Source organism: Streptomyces sp. NPDC020958 (assembly GCF_055562175.1).
Window position 1 is genome coordinate 16133 of record NZ_JBVHFU010000018.1, and the last position, 22626, is coordinate 38758.

The 22626-nt window shown below is 68.0% G+C and carries 23 protein-coding genes and 1 tRNA gene; 5 read left to right on the plus strand and 19 right to left on the minus strand.

The genetic code is table 11. The annotated features are described in order from the left end of the window. Positions 1-109 precede the first annotated feature (109 nt). The 3 genes from ACZ3KP_RS35130 (at position 110) to ACZ3KP_RS35140 (ending at position 3221) form a co-directional block, all read left to right on the plus strand. Positions 110-1315, plus strand: a complete 1206-nt coding sequence (locus tag ACZ3KP_RS35130) for a DNA polymerase III subunit delta' (RefSeq protein WP_467504559.1) — start codon at positions 110-112, stop codon at positions 1313-1315. A gap of 102 nt (positions 1316-1417) precedes the next feature. After that, entirely contained in the window at positions 1418-3037 is a 1620-nt protein-coding gene (locus ACZ3KP_RS35135) for an alpha/beta hydrolase (protein ID WP_467504560.1), read from the plus strand. Between the two features lie 107 nt (positions 3038-3144). Continuing rightward, positions 3145-3221 (plus strand) — tRNA-Thr (locus tag ACZ3KP_RS35140). Positions 3222-3263: 42 nt separating this feature from the next. Here the strand turns inward: ACZ3KP_RS35140 and ACZ3KP_RS35145 are convergent. The 15 genes from ACZ3KP_RS35145 to ACZ3KP_RS35215 all read right to left on the minus strand — a co-directional run bounded on the left by ACZ3KP_RS35145 (position 3264) and on the right by ACZ3KP_RS35215 (position 15414). Continuing rightward, positions 3264-4670, minus strand: coding sequence for a tyrosine-type recombinase/integrase (locus tag ACZ3KP_RS35145; protein WP_467504562.1), 1407 nt, complete (start codon positions 4668-4670; stop codon positions 3264-3266). Between the two features lie 65 nt (positions 4671-4735). Beyond that, complete coding sequence (locus ACZ3KP_RS35150) at positions 4736-4936, minus strand: helix-turn-helix domain-containing protein (RefSeq protein WP_362265377.1); 201 nt, start codon at positions 4934-4936, stop codon at positions 4736-4738. Between the two features lie 161 nt (positions 4937-5097). Then, positions 5098-6354, minus strand: a complete 1257-nt coding sequence (locus ACZ3KP_RS35155) for a DUF3631 domain-containing protein (RefSeq protein ID WP_467504564.1) — start codon at positions 6352-6354, stop codon at positions 5098-5100. A gap of 196 nt (positions 6355-6550) precedes the next feature. Beyond that, positions 6551-7519, minus strand: a complete 969-nt coding sequence (locus tag ACZ3KP_RS35160; RefSeq protein ID WP_467504566.1) for a bifunctional DNA primase/polymerase — start codon at positions 7517-7519, stop codon at positions 6551-6553. A gap of 89 nt (positions 7520-7608) precedes the next feature. Next, entirely contained in the window at positions 7609-8058 is a 450-nt protein-coding gene (ssb, locus tag ACZ3KP_RS35165) for a single-stranded DNA-binding protein (protein ID WP_467504568.1), read from the minus strand. A gap of 2 nt (positions 8059-8060) precedes the next feature. Beyond that, positions 8061-8231, minus strand: a complete 171-nt coding sequence (locus ACZ3KP_RS35170) for a hypothetical protein (RefSeq protein WP_467504570.1) — start codon at positions 8229-8231, stop codon at positions 8061-8063. Between the two features lie 11 nt (positions 8232-8242). Then, positions 8243-8746: a hypothetical protein gene (locus ACZ3KP_RS35175; protein WP_467504571.1), complete on the minus strand. Its 504-nt coding sequence runs from the start codon at positions 8744-8746 to the stop codon at positions 8243-8245. A gap of 24 nt (positions 8747-8770) precedes the next feature. Further along, positions 8771-8962 carry a hypothetical protein gene (locus tag ACZ3KP_RS35180; RefSeq protein WP_467504573.1) on the minus strand — a complete coding sequence of 64 codons (192 nt, stop codon included), beginning with the start codon at positions 8960-8962 and terminating at the stop codon, positions 8771-8773. Positions 8963-9161: 199 nt separating this feature from the next. Beyond that, the gene (locus ACZ3KP_RS35185; protein WP_467504575.1) at positions 9162-11285 is read right to left on the minus strand and encodes a hypothetical protein; all 2124 of its coding nucleotides are present in this window, start codon (positions 11283-11285) and stop codon (positions 9162-9164) included. Between the two features lies 1 nt (position 11286). After that, positions 11287-12879, minus strand: a complete 1593-nt coding sequence (locus ACZ3KP_RS35190; protein WP_467504577.1) for a hypothetical protein — start codon at positions 12877-12879, stop codon at positions 11287-11289. Positions 12880-12973: 94 nt separating this feature from the next. Further along, positions 12974-13216 (minus strand): hypothetical protein, encoded by a 243-nt coding sequence (locus ACZ3KP_RS35195; protein ID WP_467504579.1) that lies wholly within the window; start codon positions 13214-13216, stop codon positions 12974-12976. 191 nt (positions 13217-13407) lie between these two features. After that, the gene (locus tag ACZ3KP_RS35200; RefSeq protein ID WP_467504581.1) at positions 13408-14355 is read right to left on the minus strand and encodes a hypothetical protein; all 948 of its coding nucleotides are present in this window, start codon (positions 14353-14355) and stop codon (positions 13408-13410) included. Positions 14356-14432: 77 nt separating this feature from the next. Further along, positions 14433-14801, minus strand: coding sequence for an RRQRL motif-containing zinc-binding protein (locus ACZ3KP_RS35205; RefSeq protein ID WP_467504583.1), 369 nt, complete (start codon positions 14799-14801; stop codon positions 14433-14435). Beyond that, a complete protein-coding gene (locus tag ACZ3KP_RS35210; RefSeq protein ID WP_467504585.1) occupies positions 14801-15124 on the minus strand; it encodes a hypothetical protein in 324 nt (107 codons plus the stop codon). The genes ACZ3KP_RS35205 and ACZ3KP_RS35210 overlap by 1 nt, the downstream gene beginning before the upstream one ends. Further along, on the minus strand, positions 15121-15414 hold the full coding sequence (locus ACZ3KP_RS35215; RefSeq protein ID WP_467504586.1) for a hypothetical protein: 294 nt from the start codon (positions 15412-15414) through the stop codon (positions 15121-15123). Before ACZ3KP_RS35215 ends, ACZ3KP_RS35210 begins: the two co-directional genes overlap by 4 nt. Before the next feature lie 1080 nt (positions 15415-16494). Between ACZ3KP_RS35215 and ACZ3KP_RS35220 the strand changes: the two genes are divergently transcribed. Then, positions 16495-17220, plus strand: a complete 726-nt coding sequence (locus tag ACZ3KP_RS35220) for an XRE family transcriptional regulator (RefSeq protein ID WP_467504588.1) — start codon at positions 16495-16497, stop codon at positions 17218-17220. Positions 17221-17222: 2 nt separating this feature from the next. Then, positions 17223-17696: an NUDIX domain-containing protein gene (locus ACZ3KP_RS35225; protein WP_467504590.1), complete on the plus strand. Its 474-nt coding sequence runs from the start codon at positions 17223-17225 to the stop codon at positions 17694-17696. Here ACZ3KP_RS35225 and ACZ3KP_RS35230 read toward each other — a convergent pair. From ACZ3KP_RS35230 to ACZ3KP_RS35245, 4 genes are all read right to left on the minus strand, one after another. Continuing rightward, positions 17684-18250 carry an HD domain-containing protein gene (locus tag ACZ3KP_RS35230; RefSeq protein ID WP_467504592.1) on the minus strand — a complete coding sequence of 189 codons (567 nt, stop codon included), beginning with the start codon at positions 18248-18250 and terminating at the stop codon, positions 17684-17686. The two genes, ACZ3KP_RS35225 and ACZ3KP_RS35230, sit on opposite strands and share 13 nt — an antisense overlap. A 1-nt stretch (position 18251) precedes the next feature. Then, positions 18252-18713 carry a GntR family transcriptional regulator gene (locus ACZ3KP_RS35235; protein ID WP_467504593.1) on the minus strand — a complete coding sequence of 154 codons (462 nt, stop codon included), beginning with the start codon at positions 18711-18713 and terminating at the stop codon, positions 18252-18254. Positions 18714-18847: 134 nt separating this feature from the next. Beyond that, the gene (locus ACZ3KP_RS35240; protein WP_467504595.1) at positions 18848-21562 is read right to left on the minus strand and encodes an HD domain-containing protein; all 2715 of its coding nucleotides are present in this window, start codon (positions 21560-21562) and stop codon (positions 18848-18850) included. Between the two features lie 95 nt (positions 21563-21657). Continuing rightward, on the minus strand, positions 21658-22143 hold the full coding sequence (locus tag ACZ3KP_RS35245) for a hypothetical protein (RefSeq protein WP_467504597.1): 486 nt from the start codon (positions 22141-22143) through the stop codon (positions 21658-21660). Positions 22144-22626: the final 483 nt, after the last annotated feature.

Below are 22626 nucleotides of genomic sequence, written 5' to 3' on the forward strand. Positions count from 1 at the left end.
GTTGTCAGTGGGCGCCCGCACAATGGAAGCCGGACCGGGACGCGGGTGCCGGGCCGGGACGTGTGTACCGGCCGTGCCGGGAATGTGTGGGGAAAGGGCGGCGTGACCCATGACCGTATGGGACGACATCGTCGGGCAGGAGCGGGTGAGCGAGGTGCTCACCGCCGCCGCCCGGGACGCCGACGCCCTCGTCACCGCCGCGGCGGCCGACCAGCCGCTGCCGGAGGCGTCGAAGATGACCCACGCCTGGCTGTTCACGGGGCCGCCCGGCGCCGGCCGCAACCAGACGGCGCGGGCCTTCGCCGCCGCCCTGCAGTGCGTCAGCCCCGACCGCGCCCTCGGCGGCGCCCCCGGCTGCGGCTTCTGCGACGGCTGCCACACCGCGCTGGTCGGCACCCACGCGGACGTCACGACCGTCGCCGCCGTCGGCACCGAGATCCTGGTCAAGGACATGCGTGACACGGTCCGCAAGTCCTACACGTCCCCGGCGACCGGCCGCTGGCAGATCATCCTGGTCGAGGACGCCGAGCGGCTGAACGAGAAATCCGCCAACGCCGTCCTCAAGGCCGTCGAGGAGCCGGCCCCCCGCACGGTCTGGCTGCTGTGCGCTCCCTCGATCGAGGACGTGCTGCCCACGATCCGCTCCCGCTGCCGCCACCTGAACCTGAGCACGCCGTCGGTCCAGGCGGTCGCCGACATGCTCGTCCGGCGCGAGGGCGTCGACCCGGCGACCGCGGCGAACGCGGCCCGCGCCACCCAGGGACACGTCGACCGGGCCCGCCGCCTGGCCACCGACCCGGCGGCCCGTGAGCGCCGCGCGGCCGTGCTGAAGCTGCCGTTGCGGCTGGACGAGGTCGGCGCGTGTCTGAAGGCCGCCCAGGAGCTGGTGGACGCGGCGGCCGAGGCCGCCAAGCAGCTCGCGGAGGAGATGGACGGCAAGGAGACCGAGGAGCTGAAGGCGGCGCTCGGCGCGGCCCAGGGCGGTCGGCTGCCGCGCGGCACGGCTGGTGTGCTGAAAGACCTGGAGGACATGCAGAAACGCCGCCGCACCAGGACCCAGCGCGACAGCCTCGACGTCGCCCTCACCGACCTGACCGGCTTCTACCGGGACGTCCTCGCCCTCCAGCTCGGCTCCCGGGTCGCGATCGCCAACGTGGACGCCGAGGACGCCTTGGAACGGCTGGCACGGGCCGGCTCGCCCGAGGCGACGCTGCGCCGGATCGAGGCGATCGCCGCCTGCCGGGACGCCCTGGACCGCAACGTGGCGCCGCTGCTGGCGGTGGAGGCGATGACGATGGCCCTGAGAGCGGGCTGAACGCCGTACGCACCTCTGGTCCGTCGTTGACCGGGGTCACCCGTACGAGCCACGCGCGGCTCGCACTGCACGGAGATCATTCCTCGGCGTTACGCTCGATTGATGCACATCAGGCGAATGCCCCGCCAGAACCGAAATCGGCCCCGGACCCCCCGCACCCGGACCATGGCGGCCGCCCTGCTCTCGGCCGCCGCCCTGCTCGTCTCCGGGTGCTCCTCCCCGGGGAGCGCGGCGACGGCGTCGTCGGCGGCGACCTCGGCCGGTACCGCCGAGCTGGCCGCGCTGCCCCGTGCGACGCCGTCCGCGCTGGCGCAGTACTACGACCAGAAGCTCAGCTGGCGCGACTGCGGTGTCCCCGGCTTCCAGTGCGCCACGATGAAGGCCCCGCTGGACTACGCCAGGCCCGGCGCGGGCGACGTCCGGCTGGCGGTGGCCCGGAAGAAGGCGACCGGCAGGGCGAAGCCGCTCGGTTCGCTGCTGGTCAACCCGGGCGGGCCGGGGGGCTCGGCGGTCGACTACCTCCAGCAGTACGCCGGCATCGGCTACCCCGCCGAGGTCCGGGCCCGCTACGACATGGTCGCGGTCGACCCGCGGGGAGTCGCCCGCAGCGAGCCCGTGCAGTGCCTGAACGGGCGGCAGATGGACGCGTTCACCGAGACCGACATGACGCCCGACGACCAGCAGGAGACGAACCAGCTGGTCGGGGCGTACAAGAAGTTCGCGGAGGCCTGCGGGACGCATGCGGCGCAGCTGCTGCGGCACGTCTCCACCGTCGACTCGGCACGCGACATGGACATCCTGCGGGCGGTCCTGGGCGACCAGAAGCTGAACTACGTGGGGGCGTCCTACGGCACGTTCCTCGGCGCCACCTACGCGGGGCTCTTCCCGGACCGGGTGGGCCGGATGGTGCTGGACGGTGCGATGGACCCCTCGCTGACCGCGCGCCGGCTGAACCTGGAGCAGACGGCGGGGTTCGAGACGGCGTTCCAGTCCTTCGCGAAGGACTGCGCCAAGCGCACCGACTGCCCGCTCGGCGCCAAGGGCAGTACGCCGGAGCAGATCGCCGACACCATGAGGACGTTCTTCCAGAAGCTCGACGCGCACCCCGTCCCGACCGGCGACGCGGACGGCCGCAAGCTCACCGAGTCCCTCGCCACGACCGGTGTGATCGCGGCGATGTACGACCAGGCGGAGTGGGAGCAGCTGCGGGACGCGCTGCACGCGGCGATGAAGGAGAACGACGGCGCGGGTCTGCTCGCCCTCTCCGACAGCTACTACGAGCGGGACTCCGACGGCCACTACTCGAACCTGATGTCCGCCAACGCCGCGGTGAACTGCCTGGACCTGCCGCCCGCCTTCACCACCCCCGAGCAGGTCGAGAAGGCGCTGCCCGAGTTCGAGAAGGCCTCCCCGGTGTTCGGGCCGAACCTGGCGTGGGCCTCGCTGAACTGCTCGTACTGGCCGGTGAAGGCCACGGGGGAGCCGCACCGGATCGAGGCGAAGGGCGCCGCGCCGATCGTCGTGGTCGGCACCACCCGGGACCCGGCGACCCCTTACCCCTGGGCCCGGTCCCTGGCCGGCCAGCTGGCCTCGGCCCACCTCCTCACCTACGTCGGCGACGGTCACACCGCCTACGGCCGGGGCAGCGCCTGCATCGACTCGGCGATCGACACCTACCTCCTCAGGGGCACCCCGCCGACGAAGGGAAAGCGCTGCTCATAGCGGCCACCGTCGGCCCCGGAGCGCCCGCTCCGGGGTGTGTGCGGAGCACCCCCGGAAACTGTGTAGACTTACCGACGTCGCTGATCGCACCATAGTGCGGGCGACGCGCCGCTTTAGCTCAGATGGCCAGAGCAACGCACTCGTAATGCGTAGGTCTCGGGTTCGAATCCCGAAAGCGGCTCCACTGAAACCCAGCTCAGACGGTGTCTGAGCTGGGTTTTCTCGTTCAGCGGATGCGGCGGCGACGCTGGGCGCGGGCCGCGCGGCTGTCGGCGGTCTCAGTTCTGGTCTCAGTTGTAGGTTCCGGCGCCGGATCCGCACTGGCCGGCCGGGGCATGAAGTGGTCCCCCATGCGGCGCATCGCGTCCTTCGAGAGATGCGACCGACCCTGTACATACCGCCGGGTCTGACTGATCTGGGTGTGCCGCAGGATCTCCATGATCGTGGGCATGTCCACTCCGAGTTCGTTCAGGATCGTGCCGGCGGTGTGGCGACTCCCGTCATACAGACGGCGGTCGTCGATCCCAGCTTCCGCCAACAGTTCCTTGAACTCCTCCCAGTCCTGGCGGGGATCGAGCGGGCGCCCGTCCGGCCGGCTGAAGACCAGCTTGTGATCCTCCCACCCGTCCCCGGCTTCGGCGCGTGCCTCTTCCTGCTGCACCTTGTGCTCGCGCAGGTATGGGATGAACGGCGGCGGGATCGGCACGGCGTTCCGACTCTTCTTGGTCTTCGGGCGGGTGAAGACCAACCCGCCGTCCTTCCGGTCAGGGCAGGCGCGTGCGTGCCCCGTGCAGCCCTTCGGGCACGGCTTCGGGCAGCCGCGCTTGTAGCCCTTGTGGGTGGTGCAGTCGTCTGGGCACGGCTCGAACCGGTGGAACTTCGCACCGCACGCGTGAGGGGCCTTGCAGCCGTGCCGCCAGGTGAGGCGCTGAAGCTGCCACTGGGGGCGGAATAGCTCGTTGTCGAAGTCGACGTACGGCCATCTGAGGCCGAGGGTCTCGCCCTGACGGAAGCCCATGCCGACACCGACGCACCACCGCATGAAGGTGGGGCGTTTGGCGGCGGCTTCCAGGAAGGCCTTTGCCTCTTCGGTCGTGAACGGGTTCGCCTCGGTCTCGTCAACCGTCGGAGGGTCAACGAGGGTGGCGATGTTCTCAACGATCAGGCGGCGACGGTGCGCGATCTTCAGGGCGCGCGACAGGATGCGGTGCACTTTGAGCACGTGGGAGGCCGCGTGTCCCTCGTTGAGCATGACGCGGTACATCCGTTCCAGGTGCTCCGGTTGCAGCTTGTCGATGCGGTGCTGTCCGACCCCGGGGATGATGTCGTTCCTGGTCTTGGACCAGTAGTCGTCAAGCGACCGCGGTTTGAGCTTCAGGGACGCGATGTCGGTGAGGTAAGTGGTCATCCACTGTTCCACGGTCGGCTTGCGGCCAGCCTTGGGCGCGCGTCCCTTGTCGCGCAGGTCTTCCAGCTCGCGGACCTTGCGCTTGACCTCGGCTTCCGTCCGGGCCCGACGGTGGCGCCGGTCGGGACTGCCGTCGTCTTTGACGCCCATGGTGACGCGTCCGTGCCACCAGCCGTCGCTGCCCTCGTAGATGGACGACTCCATGTTCGGGTTGCGGGTGCTCATGCACTCCTCCATGCAGGAAGCCGCCCCGGAGCAGGTGTCCGGGACGGCTTCGCGGGTGGGCCGGTTCAGTTGGGGAGCAGTTCGAGGCTGTTCGCGTAGTCCTCAAGGACGTCCCAGCGGATGCGGCGGGAACGTCCGCGCTTGACGTACTTGAGCTCGCCCGCGGCCATCAGCTCGTAGACGGTGGAACGGCCGAAGCGGAGAACCTTGGCGGCTTCCTCCGGGGTGTAGAGCAACTGGGTGTGGGCGAGTGCGGGGGTACTCATCGGGGCGTACTCCTCGGGCGCTCTGGGGTTCTGGGGATCCGCAACATCCGCCACGCCGCAACATTGCTGGTCAGCGGCTTGAATCTGTGGCGGATGCCGTTTCTGTTGCGGATAGGTGCCGCCGCGCGGGGCACGCGGCGGCACCCGTGGGGTGCGGCTGGTCAGCCAGCGATGCGGAGCTGTCGTGTGTCGGTTTCCGCGGACATGTGGCGGCTCTCGGAAGGGCCTTCCGCCACAGATTCACCCCCGCTGACCTGCGATGTTGCGGACGTTGCGGATGTTGCGGACTTCTCAGGGGGAGGGGGGCAGTAGCGCATCCACGCATCGCTGAGGTCGTCCGCGTAGTAGCCCTTGGGGGTACCGCTGCCGACCCGGATCCCGCGGGGCTTGATGGGGGTGTTGTCGGGGCGCACGTACTGGCTCAGGAGCTTGGACAGGGCGCGTGCGGTGAGCGGCTTGACGCTCTGTCCGTCCTCGCTCAGGTCGGCCCACGGCGCGTCGTCCAGCGCGAGCAGGACTTCGAGGATGGCGGCGGTGGGCATCCGGTCGGCACCGCAGAACACCCGGTCGCGCAAGTCGGTCAGCAGGCGTACCCCGAGGGAGGCTTCGTCTCCCTGCGTGGCGGCCTTGATGAGCGCGACGCAGGCGGCGCGGGCCCGGTCGGGCCAGTGCCCGCCGGCCGCGTCCGCCACCGCGAGCAGGGGTTCCCACACGTCCGCGGGCCGGTCGGAGACGCCCTCGGGCATCTCGGGCCAGGCGCCTGCGATCTCGTCGTGCACGGTGGTGGCCCAGTCGGCGAGCCGGTCGCGCAGCGCGTGCCCCTGCTTCTCGTGGACGCGCCGGCGGTACGGTTCGACCTTTTCGTTCGGGGCTTTCTTGCGCATGCGGATGATGACGGAGCGGGTCAGGATCGTGTCCGGGAGCGAGCCGAGTCCGGCCATGGCGACCGCGCAGAACGAGGAGAACCACTCCGTGCTCTGGTTGGAGCCGTCCCCGACGCAGCGCAGGGACTTGGCGCCGCGCCGGTAGCCGGAGTTGAGGAACCCGCGGACTTCTTCGTTGCCGCCGGCTTTGGGGCCGAACACGGTGTCGATCTCATCGAAGAGCAGGGTGGGCGTTCCGCCATCGGCTTCCACGAGGCGGAACAGGGCGTTGGCGGACGCGTTGACGGTGGTGGCCGCCCGCGGGGTGAGGGTCTCCACGATCTCCAGCGCGCGGGACTTGCCCGACCCGGGTTCCGGGGAGAGGAAGGCGAGGCGGGCGGTGCCGTCGTAGGCGTCGATGAGGTGGGCGTGCGCGTCCCACAACGCGACGGCGACGTAGGCGTGTTCGGTGGGGAAGACGTTGAAGCGGCGGTGGAAGGCTTCCACCTCATCCAGCAGCGCGGCGCCGTCGATGGGGGCATTGGGCCGGGTCATACGGCGTTCCTCCCTTCGAGGTGACGGGGCAGGAGCAGGGTGCAGTGAGCTGTGGGAACGAGCTGAAAGGACGCCCTTCGGGCGACCTTCTCTCGGCCGCCCACGATCTGCCCGCCGCACGTAGGCGGGGCGTCCTTCGGCCCGTACCGGGGCAGGGGCAGGGGCAGGCAATCCAGGCGGGGGGAGCGGGAGGTGGTCATGCGGTTTCCCGCGGGGTGGCGTGGGCGAGGATCCACTCCATGGCGCTGCGGATCGTCGTGCGGCACTCGGCAGCCGACAGGCCCGTCGACTCCCCCGCCGCCTGGATTGCCTCTTCGACCGTGTGCCGGGGGATGTGTCCCCAGGCCACGAACCGGGCCAGCTTGCAGGCACTGCGGTACAGCGTGTTGTTGCGCCCGCCGGGGCCGCCCTCGACCGCCGCGGCCACAACCGCGCATTCCCGCTCCAACGCGGTCCGGGCGGCCTTCGTGCCGTCCCGCACCGGGGCCAGGACGGGCGCCCCGGCCGATTTCGCGGGTTCGGTCAGCAGAGAGGCCAGCCATCCGGGCAAAGGCGCCACAACAGCAGCCTCGGCGACTTCGTAGGCGCCCTGCGGGGTGGTGCTGCCCGCGGCGACGACGTAGCCGCCCCAGGCCCGGGTGTCGATGCGTGGCCCGAGCTTCTTCACCGTGCACTTCAGCCGGGCGCTGGGCGGGGCGGTGAAGTACAGGTGTTGGCCCCCGCTGGGAGTCCGCACCCGGTACGTGAGCGGGAAGGGCTGACCGGCGCGCTCGCAGAGCGCCTTGAAAGAAGTGGCGCCGTCAGGCGCTCCTTCCTGCTCTTGCGGTTTCGGCACGTCCAGGTCGACCACGAGCAGACCGGCCGGGCCGGTCGCGATCCCGACGTTGTACGGGCGGTTGGCCCACGCGGTGTGGATCAGCTTGGGATCGGTGGTGGCACGCTGTTCCGGGGTGCGGTGCCCGCTCGCACACCGCCCGGTGCGGGGGCAGTCGCGTTCGGGGTGCCCGGAGGGGCGTTTGGCGCCCGGGTGTAGAGGGATGACGGGCCAGCCGCGCTCAGCGGATAGCAGGGCGGCGGCCAGCAGGTGCAGGCTTTCCAGGGCCACGGTCACCGGCTGGTCTGTGCTGCGGTCGTCCGCTTTCGGGACGACGGTGAGGTGAGTCATGCTGGATGCCTCCAACAGGTCTGTTGTGGACTGGTTGGCCGGGGCGGTCGCGTGTCTTTGGCGAGATCGGGCGGCCGCCCCGGGCGCGGCTAGAACGGCGGTTCGGCGTCCGCGGCGGCGGGGTTGCCCGGGGTGTTCCACGGGTCACCGGCCGGGGCGGCGCCGCTGTTGGTGCGCTTGGCGTTGACCGTGACGGTGGTGAAGCGGACGGACGCGCCGATGTCGTCCACCTCGACGGCGAGCATGGAGCGCTTCTCGCCCTGGTCGGTGGTCCAGTCGTGCTGACGCATCCGGCCGGTGGCCACGACCCGCGAGCCCTTGCTCATGGATTCGGCGACGTGTTCTGCGAGGGTGCGCCAGGCGGCGCAGCGGTAGAAGGCGGTGGTGCCGTCCTTCCACTGGTTGGCGGTGCGGTCGAAGCTGCGCGGGGTGACGGCGATGGTGAACTTGGCGAGGGCGGCGCCACCTTCGGTGAACTTCAGCTCGGGGTCGTCGGTCAGGTTGCCGACGAGGGTGATCGGGGTCTCTCCGAACGACATGGTCACTCGCTCTCAAAGCTGGTGGGCTGGTGGTCGGCGGTGAAGTACAGGCGCACACGCTTGCTGTCGCGCGTGGGGTACTGGCGTGCCGGTCCGGTGTCGAACACGGCGGCCAGGGCCTGGCTGATGCGGTCGGCGTCGGCCGGCTCGCAGATGACGCGGATCTCGAACACTGCGCTCCTGGTCAGCGGTTGAGCTCGTTGCGGTTGCGGGCGATCAGCCCGTACGCGGGCGCGGTGATGGTGTTGGTCTCCTGCCGGACGGGCCCGCTGTAGTGGTGGTGGGTTTCCGTGCGGACACCCCGCAGGGAGCGCAGGGCCGATCCGACGGCGGCGACGACCGCGGCCACACCGGCGATGGGGAGGGTGACGAACAGAACCGAGGTGAGGGTGACGGCGGCGAAGCCCTGGCAGGCGAGCCAGATCCCGCACCCGATGCCCACGCAGGTGGCGCCGACGCCGATGCCGGCCACGGCGGTGCCCGCGGCCCACGCGGGAACCATTCGGTGGTCCGGCTGCGGGACGGGCGGGGTGGGGCCGTAGGCGGGCAGGGGGCTGGTGTCGCGGTAGGCGGTCGGCGTCTGAGGGGTGGGCCGGTAGGCGTCGGCGATGATCCGGCGGGCTTCGGCGGTGGCTTCGGCGTCGGTCATCCGCGGCTGCCAGGCCGCACGAGGGTCGTACTCGGGCATGACGGGATCTCCCGGCAGGGTCGGTCAGGTGAGGTGGCGGGCGGCCTCGGCGAGCGCGAGGCACATGGCGCGGACGGGTCCGGCTGCGCCGGTTCCGGCGGTGAAGAACCCGAACAGGAAGAGCACGAGAGCGCTGAACGGTCCGAGGTAGCGGCCGCGCAGCAGGACGAAGGCGAGCACCCCGAAGAGGGCGACGGCGGACAGGGAAACGATCACGAGCGGCCTCCCGGAAACAGGGCGGGCAGCACCCGTGTGTCGGGTGCTGCCCGCGTGATGGCTTGTCGTGTGTGCTTGTCGTGCGGCTTGTCGCTTGTCTTGTCTTGTCGCTTGTCGCTTCCCAGGTCACAAGCCGTTTCCGCGCCCTCAGGGCGGCGGTGGCGGCATGTGTTTTCGGTAGGCGACAGGCGACAAGTGATCACTGCTCGGTGGGCGGTTCGGGGGCGTGGCGGTGGTGGACGTAGCGGGCTTTGGTGCCCTCCCCGACACGGACGGCGGTGCCGTCGCTCACCCATGCCTTGAGCCAGCCGACGACCGTCTGACGGGTCGTGCCGTACTCCTCCGCGAGCGCACGCGCGATCGCGGACGCGCCGGTGCCCTTGGTGCCGGCAGCGAGCAGCAGGGCGAGCGCGGCCTGTTGAGCCGAGTTGTCCTGCTCGCCCCGCAGCGCCGACAGATTCAGCCCCGGCGCCGCAGCCGGCGGCGGCGCCTGCTCGGTCGGGGCTTGCGGGTCGGGTGCGGTCGCGAACTCCGCGTCGATCTCCGCGCGGAAGCGGGCCAGCATCTCGTCTTCCGGCGATACCTGCCCGGTTCCCCGGCGGTCCAGGGCGGACAGCTGCAGCCCCAACGCGGGCCCGTACTCCGTGGTTGTGCTGTCGTCGGTGGGGGCGTGGTCGCGCATCCATGCGGTGCGCTCCGCGTCCCACCGCCGGGCGTAGGCGGATCCGGCGGCCTTCGCCGACACGTCATCGAGCAGGGGGTGCCGGTCGGAGGTGGCGGCGATGATGTCGCGGATCTGGTTGGGCAGGATCCGCCACGTCTTGAACAGCCCGGCCGCCGATTCCGGGGTGGCCATGAACCCGGCGCCCTTGTAGGGGGCCTGGTCGACGCGCAGGCCGCGGGTGCCGGGGAACATCTTGCTCAGGTCCATGCCCTCGGTCTCGCCCCCCGTGAGCGCGACACGGACCTTGGCCTCGCGGCGGATCATCAGGTTCCCCAGCACACTGCCGGTCGCCCCGAGGGCGGTCAGGACGGTGCGCAGGCCCATGGCGCGGGCGATCCGGATGACTTCGAGGATCTTCTCCGCGAGCTTGCGCATCTGCCGGTCCGGGCTGGCCAGGATCTCCGCACCCTCATCGATGACCAGCATGATCTGAGGAATCTGCGCACTGATCGGCAGAAGGTCAGTGTTGGCCTTGGCCAGCAGGTCCTGATAGCCCATCTTGCGCTGCTTGGCGACCTTGACCGCGGTCTCCAGCATCAACACGGCCTCATCGAACGTCCCGGCAAGCCAGTCGACGCCCGGCCGTACCGGCTTGCCGTCCCCGGTGTCGATCTGCCCGTTGAGCGCGGGCAGGACCCAGGGCAGGCCGGCCGATCCGGCGTTGAGGTCGATCACCCACGTGAGGACGTCTTCGGCGCGGGCGAACCCGGCGAGGATCGCGTGGACCATGTTGGTCTTGCCCGATCCGGTGGGGCCGACGACCAGGGCGCACTGTTCGCGCAGGTAGGCGAGGATGTTCTCCGCGTTGGTGCGATAGCCCCACGGGATGCCCGTGTGCACGGACAGCGGGGCGTAGTCGGTCGGGTAGGTGCGCTCCTCCTCCAGGACGTTGACCGTGGTCACGTCGATGATGACCCGGCCCTGGTGGATACCTGGGGAGGCGACCGCGGTGCAGCCGTGCGGGAGGTGGGCGTCCGCGGACAGGCGGGCCGACTCGGAGGCGATTTTGGCGTAGGTGGCGCCGCCGCGCGGGAGTTCCGCGTCGATGGAGAACCCGGTCCCGGTGGGCCACATCTCGACCCCGAGGACGCGCACGGTCAGGGAGCACACCCGCTGGATGCGGTCGACCCATTCCGCGGCGATGGCCCGGCGCTCCGCGGAGAGCTCCGCGGCGATCTGCCGCTCATGCGCGGCGATCGCCTCCTCTTCGCGGGCCTCCTCGAACAGCGCGCTGGAACGGGCAGCGGCGCCGATCCCGACACCGAGGGTGGCCAGGGAGCCGAGGGCTGCCCAGGTGAGGGGGCCGTGGGTCATGGCCCAGGTGGTCCAGCCGGCCCCGATGAGCCAGGATGCGGCGCGGGTGGCCAGGGTGCGGCCGGCGTTGCGTACCCGCAGGCCGATCACGGTGTGGCCGAGGGCGCCGGCGGCGCCGACGGCCAGGGCCCAGCCGGGGGGCATGGCGGTGGCGGCGCCGGTGGTGGCGACGGCGAAGGCTCCGGTGGTCGCGGACAGGGCGCCGGTCACGGGTCCGTGACCGGCCGCCCAGTCCAGCACCGGGCCACTGCTCTGCTGCTTCTTGGCGGTGGCGGTGCTGCTCATCTCAGACGTTCCAGCCCTTCTCTGCCTCGGTGCCGTTGCGGGGGTCTTCGTGGCGGGCGATGTCCTGCGCGTGGACCTTGCGGAACAGCGGGCCCATGTCCTCGGCGACCGCGACGGCGCTCATCAGCGCGCCGTAGATGTCGCTGAAGCCGTTGGCGACTTCCTTTTCCAGCGGGAACTCGTTGTCGGAGCGCTCCGCGAGGATCTTCATCACGTTCGCCACGCTGGCCAGGGCGGCCGGGAGCCCTTCGACCATGGCGAGGATCTCCATGCAGTCGTCGGGCTGGTAGGCGTTGGCGGCCTCCTCCATCTCGGAAGCGGCCTCTTCGAACCGGAAACCGGTCACGTGCTCTCCTCCACTGACCTGGACCGTGCTGGGGGCGGGGGTTTGGGTGAGGACCTTGGCGGCGGGCCGCTCGACACGGTCTGCGATGCCTTCCGTGCCGTCGTGGTCGGCCTGCGCGTCGGCGGCGTCCTCCTGCTTGCGCAGGTGCTGGCGGGTGGCTTCGTCGCGTTCCGCGCGTTGCTCGGCCGCCGTCCGGGTCATGCGCCGGTAGAGGCGGCGGCCGGGGTACATCAGGGCCGGGATGTCGAACTTCCGGCCGATGGGGGTGGTGAGCATCCCGAGTAGGCCGGTGGGCAGGGCGAGCAGGGCGGCGAGCAGGCGTCGCCGGTGGAACCGGGCCGCGGACCTGCGCAATGCCTGACGTGCAGCCTTGCGGGCGGGGGCCTTGCGGATCTGGGCGCGCTGCGCGTCGACGGTCCCGTCGTTCTTGGCGTCGAGTTTCGCGCGCTGTTTGGCGACGGCCGCATCCCGTGCGGCACGGGCCTTACGGGCGGTGCCGTCGGCCAGGCGGCCAGTCAGACTAGACCGCTTGCCCGAAGGGGCCCTGTTCGAAAGGGTGTTGGGTTTGCGGCGGGCGTCGGCGACCGCGCGGCGGGCCGCAGTGCTCTGTGCCCGCTGCCCCGCGCGCGACCCGGCCGCTTGCTGCTGCGCGGCGCGCAGGGCCCGTATCTGCCGGATCCGACCCGAGTCCTTGCCGTTCCCGATGCCGCCCACACGCGGGGAGGCGCCGCGGCCGGTCGTACTGCTGGTCTTCCCGCTCAGGGTGGTGCCGGTGCTGTTGTGGCGGGACGCCGGGCCGACGCCGCTGCGGTGCCGGCCCGGTGTACTGCCCGACCTGCCCCCGGCGCGACCAGTGCGGGAGCCGGTCGGGCCGGTTCCGGTCCTGCTCGTTCCGCCGGTGCTGCCGTGGCGCAGGGCCGCGGTACGGCCGGCGGTGCGGGCCGCGTTCCGGCGTGCGGCGCGGCGGGAGTTGGGGGTGCGGGCGCGGGTGGCGGCGACCGTGCCGAGGACGACCAGGCCGGTCGCGGCGACGGCCGCGGCGATCGGCCCGCCGGCCAGGGAGGCGGCGGCGACTGCGCCGATGGTGCTGTTCGCCCCGGACAGGGCGAGCGGGACGACCGGCCAGCCGCCGGGCGTGTGCTCCACCTCGGTCCCGCTCTGCGCCGGGGTGGGCGCGGTGTCGGGCGGAGGGGACGCAGTGGCCGGGGCAGCCTCGACGGCTACCGGCTCGGTGCTGAGTTCCGTCATGCTGTGAGCACTCCCTTTGTGGAGTAGAGCGAAGGCCCGGATGCTCTGCCGTCCAAAGCGCGCGTCCGGGCCTTCGCGGTGCGGGAGGCACGGGTCAGAGCTGGTTCGGTGCCAGCTCGAAGTAGCCGACCGAGGCGCCGCGGAGGTTGGCGTCCTGCTCGGTGACGGCCTGGTAGATGAAGTGGTAGACGTCCTGGCGGGTGCTGCCGGGCGGGGGCGTGAAGGTGCCCTCCTGCGTCATCGAGAACCGGCCCGGCTTCTCCAGGGTGAGGATCCAGTGGTGCGAGCCCTGCGCCTGCGCGGCGTTGTCGGCGGCGGGGGTGGTCTGCGTCGTCACGGTCAAACTCCTACGCGTCGGTCAGAGGTGGGTGGTGCCGCTTGCCGGGTCTGCGCGCCGGGTCTGCGAGAGTGCCGCTCGCCGGGGCTCACCGGGTCTGCTTCACTGGTGCGGTCGACTGCTTCCGGCAGTCGCAACGAAGGCCAGCCCAATTGCCCTGGGCTGGCCTTCATTGGTGTGTGCCGGACGCTCTACGGTTGTGCGTCTTCCGCGTCGATCAGCGCGGCGTACGCCTTGCGCACCCGCTCCTCCTTCGCGGAGAACCCCGCCGCGCGGTAGGCGGCCAGGGCCTTGCGGTAGGACAGCGGGGGGTTGTCGGAGTGGCGCAGCCACCGCAGGACGACCGTGAGTTGCTCCTCGGTCAGGGGCTCGCCCGGCGCCGGGGTCTGGACACCGGCCACGGCCGCCACTTCGGCAAGCCCGGACAGGTCGACCGGGGCGCGTCCCGGACCCTGCGGGCCGGTCAGTTCGCCGATCGGGGACACGGCACCGACCTGCGGGGACACGGGGGACGCACCCGGGGACACACCCTCGCCCGACCACTGTCCTAGCACCTGCGCCAGGTCGTCGTCCGAGAACAGCGCCGGAACCTCCCGTACGTCGTCATCGACGGGGTGTTCGGCGGTGAGCTTCGCGAGTTCCTCGGCTGCCTCGTGGCGTACCTTCTGTGCCTTCCCCCGGGCCTTGCGCTCCTCGCGTTCCAGCACGGCCGCGGTCTTGTGCCGGTCGACCTTGGCCCGGGTGACCGCGCGGCCGATCGCCACCTGGTCCCGGGTGGCACAGCGGACCGCGTCGATCTGCTGCTGCGCTCCGGAGGAGATCCGGGTGGACTCCCGTTCCACGGCCATGATGAGCGTGGCCTTCGCGGCGGCTGGGACCACCGTACCGATGACCGCGACGGCCGCGGTGGCGTACATCAGACCGTGGGTGAAGAGCACGCCGACCGAGGTCACGAGGAACACCCAGCCGAGAACTGCGGGCAGGGTTCCCTTCGAGCCCTGGCGGCGGTGCGCGGTCTCCATGGCCAGCGCGTACAGCCACACAGCGTCGTAGATCCCGGCCACGGTGTACGCGAGCGGCGCCGGCGCCTGGCGGGAGAGGATCTCCCCCACGGCGTAGACGGTCCACCCCAGCGACATGCCGGTCAGCGCAACCGGCAGACTCCAATGAGCCGCCTTCCGCGCTACTGCCTTCGCATTCATGTACTTCACTCCGTTCATTGATCGTCGGGATAGGCGCACGGGACGCACACCCCGAGTGAGGCGGGGATGACGTATCCGGCGTCCGTGCGGCACTTCGGGCAGGTCCGGCGGGCGCGCATCGCGCACTCCAGTGCCCGGCGCTTGGCTGGGGTCATCGGCCGGACCGGCAGGGCCTTGTCGAGCCGGTAGAGGTAGGCGACCAGCGGCCCACGCCGGTAGCGCGGGCGCAGGATCTGCCCGACAACCGGCTGACCGCCGGGTCGCAGCCCGCGGGCCCGTAACTGCCGCCTGGTCGCCAGCCCGTCCGGGGCGCAGCGCCAGGGGTAGGTGGGAATGCCGAACCGGGCGCCGTTCGGGTCGAAGCACTTGCCCCACGCGGCCATCAGACCGCGGACCCGACCGGCGCGGGTACGTCGCCGAAGCCGGCCAGCTCCAACGCGGCGCCCGCGTAGTCGACGGACGCCTTCAACACCCGCGTGCGGCCCCCGCTCTGCTCGCTGTAGACGACGTCGTCCGGGACGATGCCCAGCGCGTCCCGCCACGCCTCGAAGCCGGCCAGGTCGTCATGGAACCTCAGCCGCAACAGGTCCGGGAACACGGGCGACACGTCGACGTCCGGCGCGGGCAGGTGCCCGAAGTCCACAGCAAGCAGGCGCAGCACCCGGAGCGGCACGGCCAGACCGTCCAAGGGCAGGTCCTGGCTCATGCCGCGGCCCCCCGGCGCACCGGACGGCGGCGGGCCGGTCGGGTCAGCGGGACCACGTCGAAGAGCTCCGGGTGGCCGTCGACCACCTGCGCGGCCAGCCGGATCAGGTCGTCCGGCAGGCTGCCGTAGTCGGTGTCGGTCAGGATGTCGCGGGCCGCGTCCAGACGCGCCGCCCGCTCCTCCTGCGACTCGCCGTCGACACCGAGCCACAGCTCAACAGGCGTGCCGAGGGCGAGTTCGAGGAAATCCCCAGGATTGTCGGCCCGATGGCCCGACACGAAGGAACGCATGAGAACTCCCAGCTCGAAGAGATGAAGGAGGCCGGCGACCGTGAGCAACTCAGCGGCGAGACAGAAGGCCGGCAAGGCGGGCACCACCGCGAGCGCGGCGGGCCACAGCGCCCCGACCGGGAGTCGAACCCGGCCTGCGACCATCGGGGCGGTTGAATTCAGCGGCCGGTCAGACCGCGTACGGGTGCGGACCGCGCGGACGCGGCGGGAGCGGGTCCTTCGTCTTCTCATGCTCCGACCCGGCCATCAACGGCCGCCCCGAACCCGGGCGTTGCCCTCGCTGCGCTTGTTCACGGCGGCGTTCTTCCGGGCCAGTTCGGCCCGCTCCGCGTCTGTCAGACTGGTGATCACAGGTGCCTCCAACCAGGTGCCTGTACGCGGTCCCCGGGGTGCGACCCGGGGACCGCTCTTGTGTGCTGGGCCAGGGGATTCCGGCTCCCCCCGCCCCGCCCGGACGGACCTGCGCACTAGACGCGCTCCACACGGGCGGGAAGAGGCAACCGGCGCGGCGCTAGCCGCCGCGAATCGGTGGAAGGTGACCGGTCGTCCGCAGCATTACGAGGTGCCCACGGACCGGGGATGGAACGGCGCCGCCGTGCCGGTCGATCACGGCCGCGCCCATCGCTTTCGTCGACTCACTGCCACTCCTTCAGGCCGCTGAACAGGGGAAACACACTGCAAGGGGGACCTTGTCCCCACTCGCCGGCCGTTGCTCGCGGTCACCGGGCCACCTCGCCAGTCGGGCCGAAGCCCTGTCCTCTGGCCTTTAGCGGGATTGCAGCGTCCCCGCCCTTTGCTCGTGCTGCATGAGCCGCTTCCGCTGAGTAGTTCCGTCCAGCGGATGCAGTACCTGTTTTACAGGTACTGCATAGTGGTCCGTCAAGTCTGCCGACGGAACCTCTTGGTTTTCGCGCCGGGACTTCTTGGCGCTCACTCAGAATCGCTGCAGGTCGGGGGAGTTGTTCACCCCGTGCGTGGACAGCTTCGGGAGTTCTGGCTACCGTCAAGACGTCCCTAGACGTCCCAACGGGGGTCCAGATGTCTAACGAACGCTTGCGGTCGGCTCTGTTAGCTCGAGGCATGACGGTTCAGGGGCTGGCTGAAGCGATCGAGGTCAACCCGAAGACCGTGGAGCGCTGGATCACGCAGGGTAAGGTGCCGTACCGGCGTCACCAGTACGCGACGGCCGCACTGCTCAAGGTCGACGTCACGTCACTGTGGGACGACGGCCGTACGATCGACAGCGCAACCGACCTGTCCAAAGCTGAGATTGGCACGGTCTACCCTCACCGGCACACCGTGCCGTCCGGGCTGTGGCGCGAGATCTACGGCAGGGCACAGAAGACGCTTGACGTGCTCGTCTACTCCGGTCTGTTCCTCTCGGAGGATCCGCTGTTCCATGACCTACTCAAGGCGAAGGTGGCGGCCGGCGTTCGCGTGCGGATCCTGCTCGGAGACCCTGATAGCGCGGCCGTCCGACAGCGTGGGATAGACGAAGGTCACCGGATCATGGACGGCAAGATTCGCAACGCGATGGTGCTCTACCGCCCGCTCATGCGGAGTCACCCGGAAATCGGGTTCCGGCTGCATGACTCGACTCTCTACAACTCGATCTACCGCGCTGATGACGAGATGCTCGTCAACCCCCACGTCTACGGTATCGGTGCCTACATGGCCCCCGTGCTACACCTGCGCCGCCTGGCCGACGGGGGGCTGTTCGACACGTACGCGAATAGCATCGAACACACCTGGGAGAACGCGCGCCAGATCACCGACGCGGACTTTGAGAGCAAAACGGGAGCCTGACCATGGGGCGGATCGACTACCTTCACGACCCCGACGCGCCGCCGGCCAACTCGGTTGTGCCGTCCGTCGTCGCGTTCGTGCAGAACGACGCGGGGGAGGTGCTAATGATCCGGCGGTCCGACAACGGCCGTTGGGCACTGCCCGGCGGTGGTCACGACGTGGGGGAGTCCATCAGCGACACCGTCGCGCGGGAGGTCTGGGAAGAGACGGGGATCAAGGCCGAAGTCCTCGACATGTCCGGGATCTACACCGACCCCGGTCACGTGATGCAGTACGACGACGGCGAAGTCAGGCAGCAGTTCAGCATCTGCTTCCGGGCCCGACCGGTCGGCGGTGAGGTGCGTACGAGCAACGAGACAACAGAAGTCCGCTGGGTCACCCCGGCGGACCTGTCGCAACTCGACATCCACCCCACGATGCGGCTCCGCATAGAGCACGCCATGGACCGTACGCGCAAGGTTCCCTACATCGGTTGACGCTTGGCGGCGGCGACGCGAGCCAGGACGCGGGACGTACAGCCGAGGATCTCGGGTTCCGCCCGGCGGATGAACTTTCCGATCAGGCTGTCGGGCCCGTAGCGCCCGGTGATCTCGTTGATCCGGTCGATCGGGTTCGTCGGGGTGCCGTCGGGGGTGGTGTTCATGTCGCAGTAGCAGAGCGCGTCGTTCAGGGGCTCGTGCTCGCGGGGGAACTCGCCTTCCAGTTCCTCGCGCATGCCACGTGCTTCCGCCTCCAGCCATGAGCAGGAGTGATGAGCGACCAGGTTGATGACACGGTGGTCGGCGTCTGCCACATCCCGGAGATAGCGTGCGCCGTCCAGCGGGTGAAAGCCTGTCTTGGCCAGGTCCGGCGCGTAACCGATGTCGTGCAGGACTGCCGCCGCCTCCAACAGGTCTGCATCCTGACCCAGGACGAGCGCGATCGTGCGCGCCCTCTCGGCCACGCCGAGGCAGTGCTTCCAGCGCCGTGGAAGCGGCTCGGCGAGCAGGGACTCAGCCAGGGGATAGGCCCACTCGGTCAACGTCGGCAAGCTACGAACGCTCCTCTCGCGTCGGCACGGCGCGGACCGTCCGCACCCTGCCCTGTCCGCCACCCGCCAGCACGCCGGCGGTCTCCAACTTCTCCAGTGCTTTGGTCACTGTGGGCCGTGAGACCCCGAATCGGTCGGCCAACACGGAAGCGCTCGGAAAGGGCGCACCAACTTCGAGTGCCTCAACCGTGATGATGTCGGCTATGCGCTCATCGAGGGAGCGCCGGTCGACTCGTGTACCCGGGCGCACGACACGCCACCGGCCCCCGGGCGCTGGCTCAGCCGTACCTTCCTGGCGCAGCACGCCGAACGCGCGGAGGGCGACTCCGCGCGAGACCTTGTGGTCGCGCATGACCTCAGCCAGGGACGGGAGCTCCGTCATGTCGGGGTCGGCCGCGATCAGGGCCTTGAGTGCATCCGCGACCTTCAGGTAGGTCCCCCGGGGGCTGACCTGCTGAGACACCATTCTCCTTCCCCAGCCTGCTTACCGTGCGTTTCAAGCTTCCCATGGCTTCCGGTGCGGCAGGAGGCTGTCGTGCAGTGGCTCCCTACCATTGGCACCAGAATTAACGGTCGCACTCCCTGTCATGTCGCCAGTTAATTTCTTGAAAAAACAGCCACTACCGTGAGTCGCACGCTCTTCACGGCGCCGCCCTCTTTACTCACTCCGACAACCTCAATTGGCCTTCTTTTTTCTCTTTCTCGACGGGCATATGATGACTGAAGTTCTGATTCATCGATGTTCCATGCTTGGGCTACGGCCCGAATGATGATGCCTGGCATCGAGTTCGGCGGCACCGAGTTATCGCCGACAGAAAAGTGTTCCACCCAATCGTAAAAGCCAATATCTCGCCCGCCGTATGAGTCGCTACCTCCATTCAATACCGACGAGTACCCTGGATACATAAGAATCACGTTTTCTTGAAGCTCATGTTGACCGGTGGCTCTTCTGCAATAGTTAGACCATGCGGCATCCTGCAATAGGATGATACGAGGCAGCCTTTTGCAATGCTCGACTAGTTGCGCATATGTCACCGAGCCGGCCGACGTTTCACCCACTGGCAGTTCCTCTGGGTCTGCGTAAAGGGCCACCAGCTGATGGGTGATATTTTGCAAGTAATTGTCCCATGTCGGATTCCACAATTTTGCCTGACTGGTGGCCCAAGCAGAGAAGTCCTGTGCAGAGATAACGGGGATGGCAACATCGCGCGCTGCACGCAGTGTTCTGCCAACGATTAGACCTGCACAGTTTTGCATGCCTGATTTGGCGCGCACTCCGCCGACTACGAGTGGAGCAGTGATGGAAGTCCAGTCCGCTCCATGACTGTCATCGGAGTCGGGACGCGCGCGGATTTTAGCATCGCTGATCATAGGTGCAATTGCTATCCTGGCCACCATTTCCCCGAGAGACGTATAGACAGGCTCGAGGTCGCCGCTGATTACCTGCTTGAATTGCTCGCGCTCACTTGGATGAGTATCTGCGTGTAGCCGATCAATAAGTGAGTCACGGTCGAGGCGTTTCCAGTCATCTGCTTCTACAGCAAGAACGCGCCCCCCATCTTCGGTTACCACATACAGATTTACATCCAGCGCAGGGCAGAGCCAGGCGCAATACTGCGCCAAAGTTAGTGTGTGACTCTCTAGAATTCCGCGACCATCATCGATAGTCAGTAGTTTGGATAGGTCCGTATTTAGTAGCACCCTGACTTCGGTGCCACCAGTCACTAGCTGCTCATGATACTCGGCATTCCTCAGCAACGGGCGCCCCGTCAGGCCCTTTGCGAACTCAAGTACCATCGTCTCGCTCGCGGCAGCATCGTAGCGCCGGGAGGTTACCCGAACTGAGCGGCCAATCATAAATACGGAAAAGAAACCGATACCGTATTGCCCCGTAGGGCGAAATCCAGAAGAAAGTAGGCCCGGGAGGTCTCGCCGAGAGTTGGGTGAATCCCAATAAGATGTGCCGAAGTTCAACAGTGCATTCGTCAGGACATTCTTTGACATACCGAGACCTGTGTCGTGGATACAGAGCCAGGTCCCGTCTACCTCGTCATTTAGTGAAACGGTAACATCCCCTGTGATTTCCCAGGGGCGCGCTCCGGATGCACCGAGGAGGGATTTCTTAGCCCGCACGGCGTCAGCAGCGTTACTGATCAATTCGCGAATGGGGACCGATGAATCATTGCCGTATAGTTCTGCGCCCCCCAGTCGGCGGACGAGAGTGATTACATCGGTAGCCTTGATCGTGGCGTCTATCGGGTGCCAGCCGTCGGTCCGAATGTTCCGAGAGAGCTCTTCCAGGTCGCTAATACCTACTACGCCGCGCGCAGCAAATCGATTTCTCCCTGTATCAGATAGGATGTTATCGGCCGCTGTAAGTTCGTGATGGAGAGTTAGGAGGGCGTCGTGACAGACCCACCAAGCTTCGGATTCGGTCCGCCCAAAGGGGCTCAAGCTGGTGTAAGACAATCGATCATCATGAATGCGAGGCTTCTGAAGCTTGTCCTGAAAGACCCAGTGCGGCATTGATGCTCCTCCTGGGTTCCGTACAGCGCGCAAGAAGGCAGGTGCCCTACGGGAATCCAGATGACTGGCATCTGCACATCGGAGAATTAAGGCAAGTGCCAGTGGGTCCACTTCCCACGAACTGGGCATGCTGGCACGGGCACCAATTCGCACACTGAACTCTTCGCGCAGCACCCTTGATGGCCACCAATGGCTCGCTGCGATGCGGCCGGCAAGGTGTCCATATTGGTTGCGCAGTTCGGCGTCTTCGAGCAAGTAGAATGGTTCGCCCGTAGCTGTGTCCTCATATGGCTGCAAGGGAACATTTGCCGCGAAGTCAGCGTGCGTCTCGCGCAGGTAACGCGAGATCGCTCGGGATTTTATCTCCAGATCTGGTTGGGCAAGTTTCTCGGGCGAAGGATATACGCCGTTCTCCGCTCGATATTCCGACGTCACAATATCCAGCCATCTTGCGTCTTGCTTTACATTTTCCATCCCTCCAGGAATTGCCGCCATGCCATTGGCTAGATCATGGGCAAGGAAGGCGATGCCCAGGACGTAAATCTCGGCGGGGTTTAGTGTGTACTCTGGCCCACAAATCAGCTCGGCATACTCCCACAAGGCGTCGATGTGTGAAATATCGTGCTGTGTTAGATCTGCAGAGTCTCGACTAATTTCAGCAGCGATCAGTGCAGCCCGTTTGCGGCTACTCTTAAACTGCTCTGCAAGCCGCTGCGCCTCGCTCTGCGCTTGCAGTCCAGTCTGCTCGCTGAAGAGTCTCCAAAATCGCGTTTCTTCGTAGTCCATCGATGCCTCCGATTGACCGATCGTTGACTCTCCGTCACCTTCACGGGCGGCGCAGGAGCAGAATAAGCGCGATCGACATACAGTCGCCCGCTGTCCTATTTAATTGCAGGTATCACGAGAAGCCCAGAAAGCACCCACATCAAGATTACGGAGAAGATAATAAAGAGCAGGACGTAGGTTTCATACCAGCGAAATAGGTTGCCAGGGCGAGGTCGCTTGCGGAATCCAGGCCCTATCATTTCGTCCGTTATGTCGCATTCTTCGTTTCGATAGTCAAGCCAAGCGGCTGCCCCTGCCGCGATCAAAGCTACTGTGAATGCGGCAACCATTGTGGTCAGTGCTAGCAATCCGACCACTCCGGAGCGAGCTACGTCTGGGGCCACTTCCCACTTTCGATAACCGACGAAGAGCGCCAACGCCGCTCCGACCAATGCTGTAGCGAGCGTCTGGTAAATGGCCAGGAACCGATGGGTATTCTCGTTCACAGCTTGGATCTGCTGCAGTATGTACCGGTACCGCTCCAAAGCGAACTGGTCGCGAAGCGCACCCGATTCCGGCGTGTTCGGCTCCGATGCAGTCATGCCCCCACCTTCTGTACTCTCTGCCAGCATAGGATGAAGAGTCGTTCCAGTAGGGCTACTTGCGGGAACTCCACATTGAAGGCGCTAGCCATGAGCTGGCGGGCAGTCAACGCAATGACACCCTCTCAGGCATGTAGACGCGGCAGCTCGCACCGATGGCAGTACTCCCTCAGGGCCCACCCGCGCCCCTGCACGGAGGGGCGAAGGCATGGCTCTGACGGGGCCGCCTCAGGCGCCGAGATGAGGCAGCCCCGGGCGCGAGGGTCGACCGGAGTAGTGGCACGAGCGCGGAGCGCTCCCATCCGTCTCCCGTAGCCCCAGGCAGAGACGAGCGAGCGCGGTTCGAGGCATCCGGATCCGGTCCGATTATCCTGGGCAGAGGTGTAGCTCTGCGCGGTACGGGCGTGGTTAGCCCACGAGTAACTTGTGCTACGTCGGTGTTCAAGATCGTCGACGCTGCTGGTGGTCTCAATGGCGGTCTCA

Excerpts from the sequence above, each read along its gene's own strand:
- ACZ3KP_RS35130 (WP_467504559.1), top strand. The coding sequence starts at position 110 with ATGACCGTATGGGACGACATCGTCGGGCAGGAGCGGGTGAGCGAGGTG.
- ACZ3KP_RS35135 (WP_467504560.1), top strand. The coding sequence starts at position 1,418 with ATGCACATCAGGCGAATGCCCCGCCAGAACCGAAATCGGCCCCGGACC.
- ACZ3KP_RS35145 (WP_467504562.1), bottom strand. The coding sequence starts at position 4,670 with ATGAGCACCCGCAACCCGAACATGGAGTCGTCCATCTACGAGGGCAGC.
- ACZ3KP_RS35150 (WP_362265377.1), bottom strand. The coding sequence starts at position 4,936 with ATGAGTACCCCCGCACTCGCCCACACCCAGTTGCTCTACACCCCGGAG.
- ACZ3KP_RS35155 (WP_467504564.1), bottom strand. The coding sequence starts at position 6,354 with ATGACCCGGCCCAATGCCCCCATCGACGGCGCCGCGCTGCTGGATGAG.
- ACZ3KP_RS35160 (WP_467504566.1), bottom strand. The coding sequence starts at position 7,519 with ATGACTCACCTCACCGTCGTCCCGAAAGCGGACGACCGCAGCACAGAC.
- ssb (WP_467504568.1), bottom strand. The coding sequence starts at position 8,058 with ATGTCGTTCGGAGAGACCCCGATCACCCTCGTCGGCAACCTGACCGAC.
- ACZ3KP_RS35175 (WP_467504571.1), bottom strand. The coding sequence starts at position 8,746 with ATGCCCGAGTACGACCCTCGTGCGGCCTGGCAGCCGCGGATGACCGAC.
- ACZ3KP_RS35185 (WP_467504575.1), bottom strand. The coding sequence starts at position 11,285 with ATGAGCAGCACCGCCACCGCCAAGAAGCAGCAGAGCAGTGGCCCGGTG.
- ACZ3KP_RS35190 (WP_467504577.1), bottom strand. The coding sequence starts at position 12,879 with ATGACGGAACTCAGCACCGAGCCGGTAGCCGTCGAGGCTGCCCCGGCC.
- ACZ3KP_RS35200 (WP_467504581.1), bottom strand. The coding sequence starts at position 14,355 with ATGTCGCTGGGGTGGACCGTCTACGCCGTGGGGGAGATCCTCTCCCGC.
- ACZ3KP_RS35205 (WP_467504583.1), bottom strand. The coding sequence starts at position 14,801 with ATGGCCGCGTGGGGCAAGTGCTTCGACCCGAACGGCGCCCGGTTCGGC.
- ACZ3KP_RS35210 (WP_467504585.1), bottom strand. The coding sequence starts at position 15,124 with ATGAGCCAGGACCTGCCCTTGGACGGTCTGGCCGTGCCGCTCCGGGTG.
- ACZ3KP_RS35215 (WP_467504586.1), bottom strand. The coding sequence starts at position 15,414 with ATGCGTTCCTTCGTGTCGGGCCATCGGGCCGACAATCCTGGGGATTTC.
- ACZ3KP_RS35220 (WP_467504588.1), top strand. The coding sequence starts at position 16,495 with ATGACGGTTCAGGGGCTGGCTGAAGCGATCGAGGTCAACCCGAAGACC.
- ACZ3KP_RS35225 (WP_467504590.1), top strand. The coding sequence starts at position 17,223 with ATGGGGCGGATCGACTACCTTCACGACCCCGACGCGCCGCCGGCCAAC.
- ACZ3KP_RS35240 (WP_467504595.1), bottom strand. The coding sequence starts at position 21,562 with ATGGACTACGAAGAAACGCGATTTTGGAGACTCTTCAGCGAGCAGACT.
- ACZ3KP_RS35245 (WP_467504597.1), bottom strand. The coding sequence starts at position 22,143 with ATGACTGCATCGGAGCCGAACACGCCGGAATCGGGTGCGCTTCGCGAC.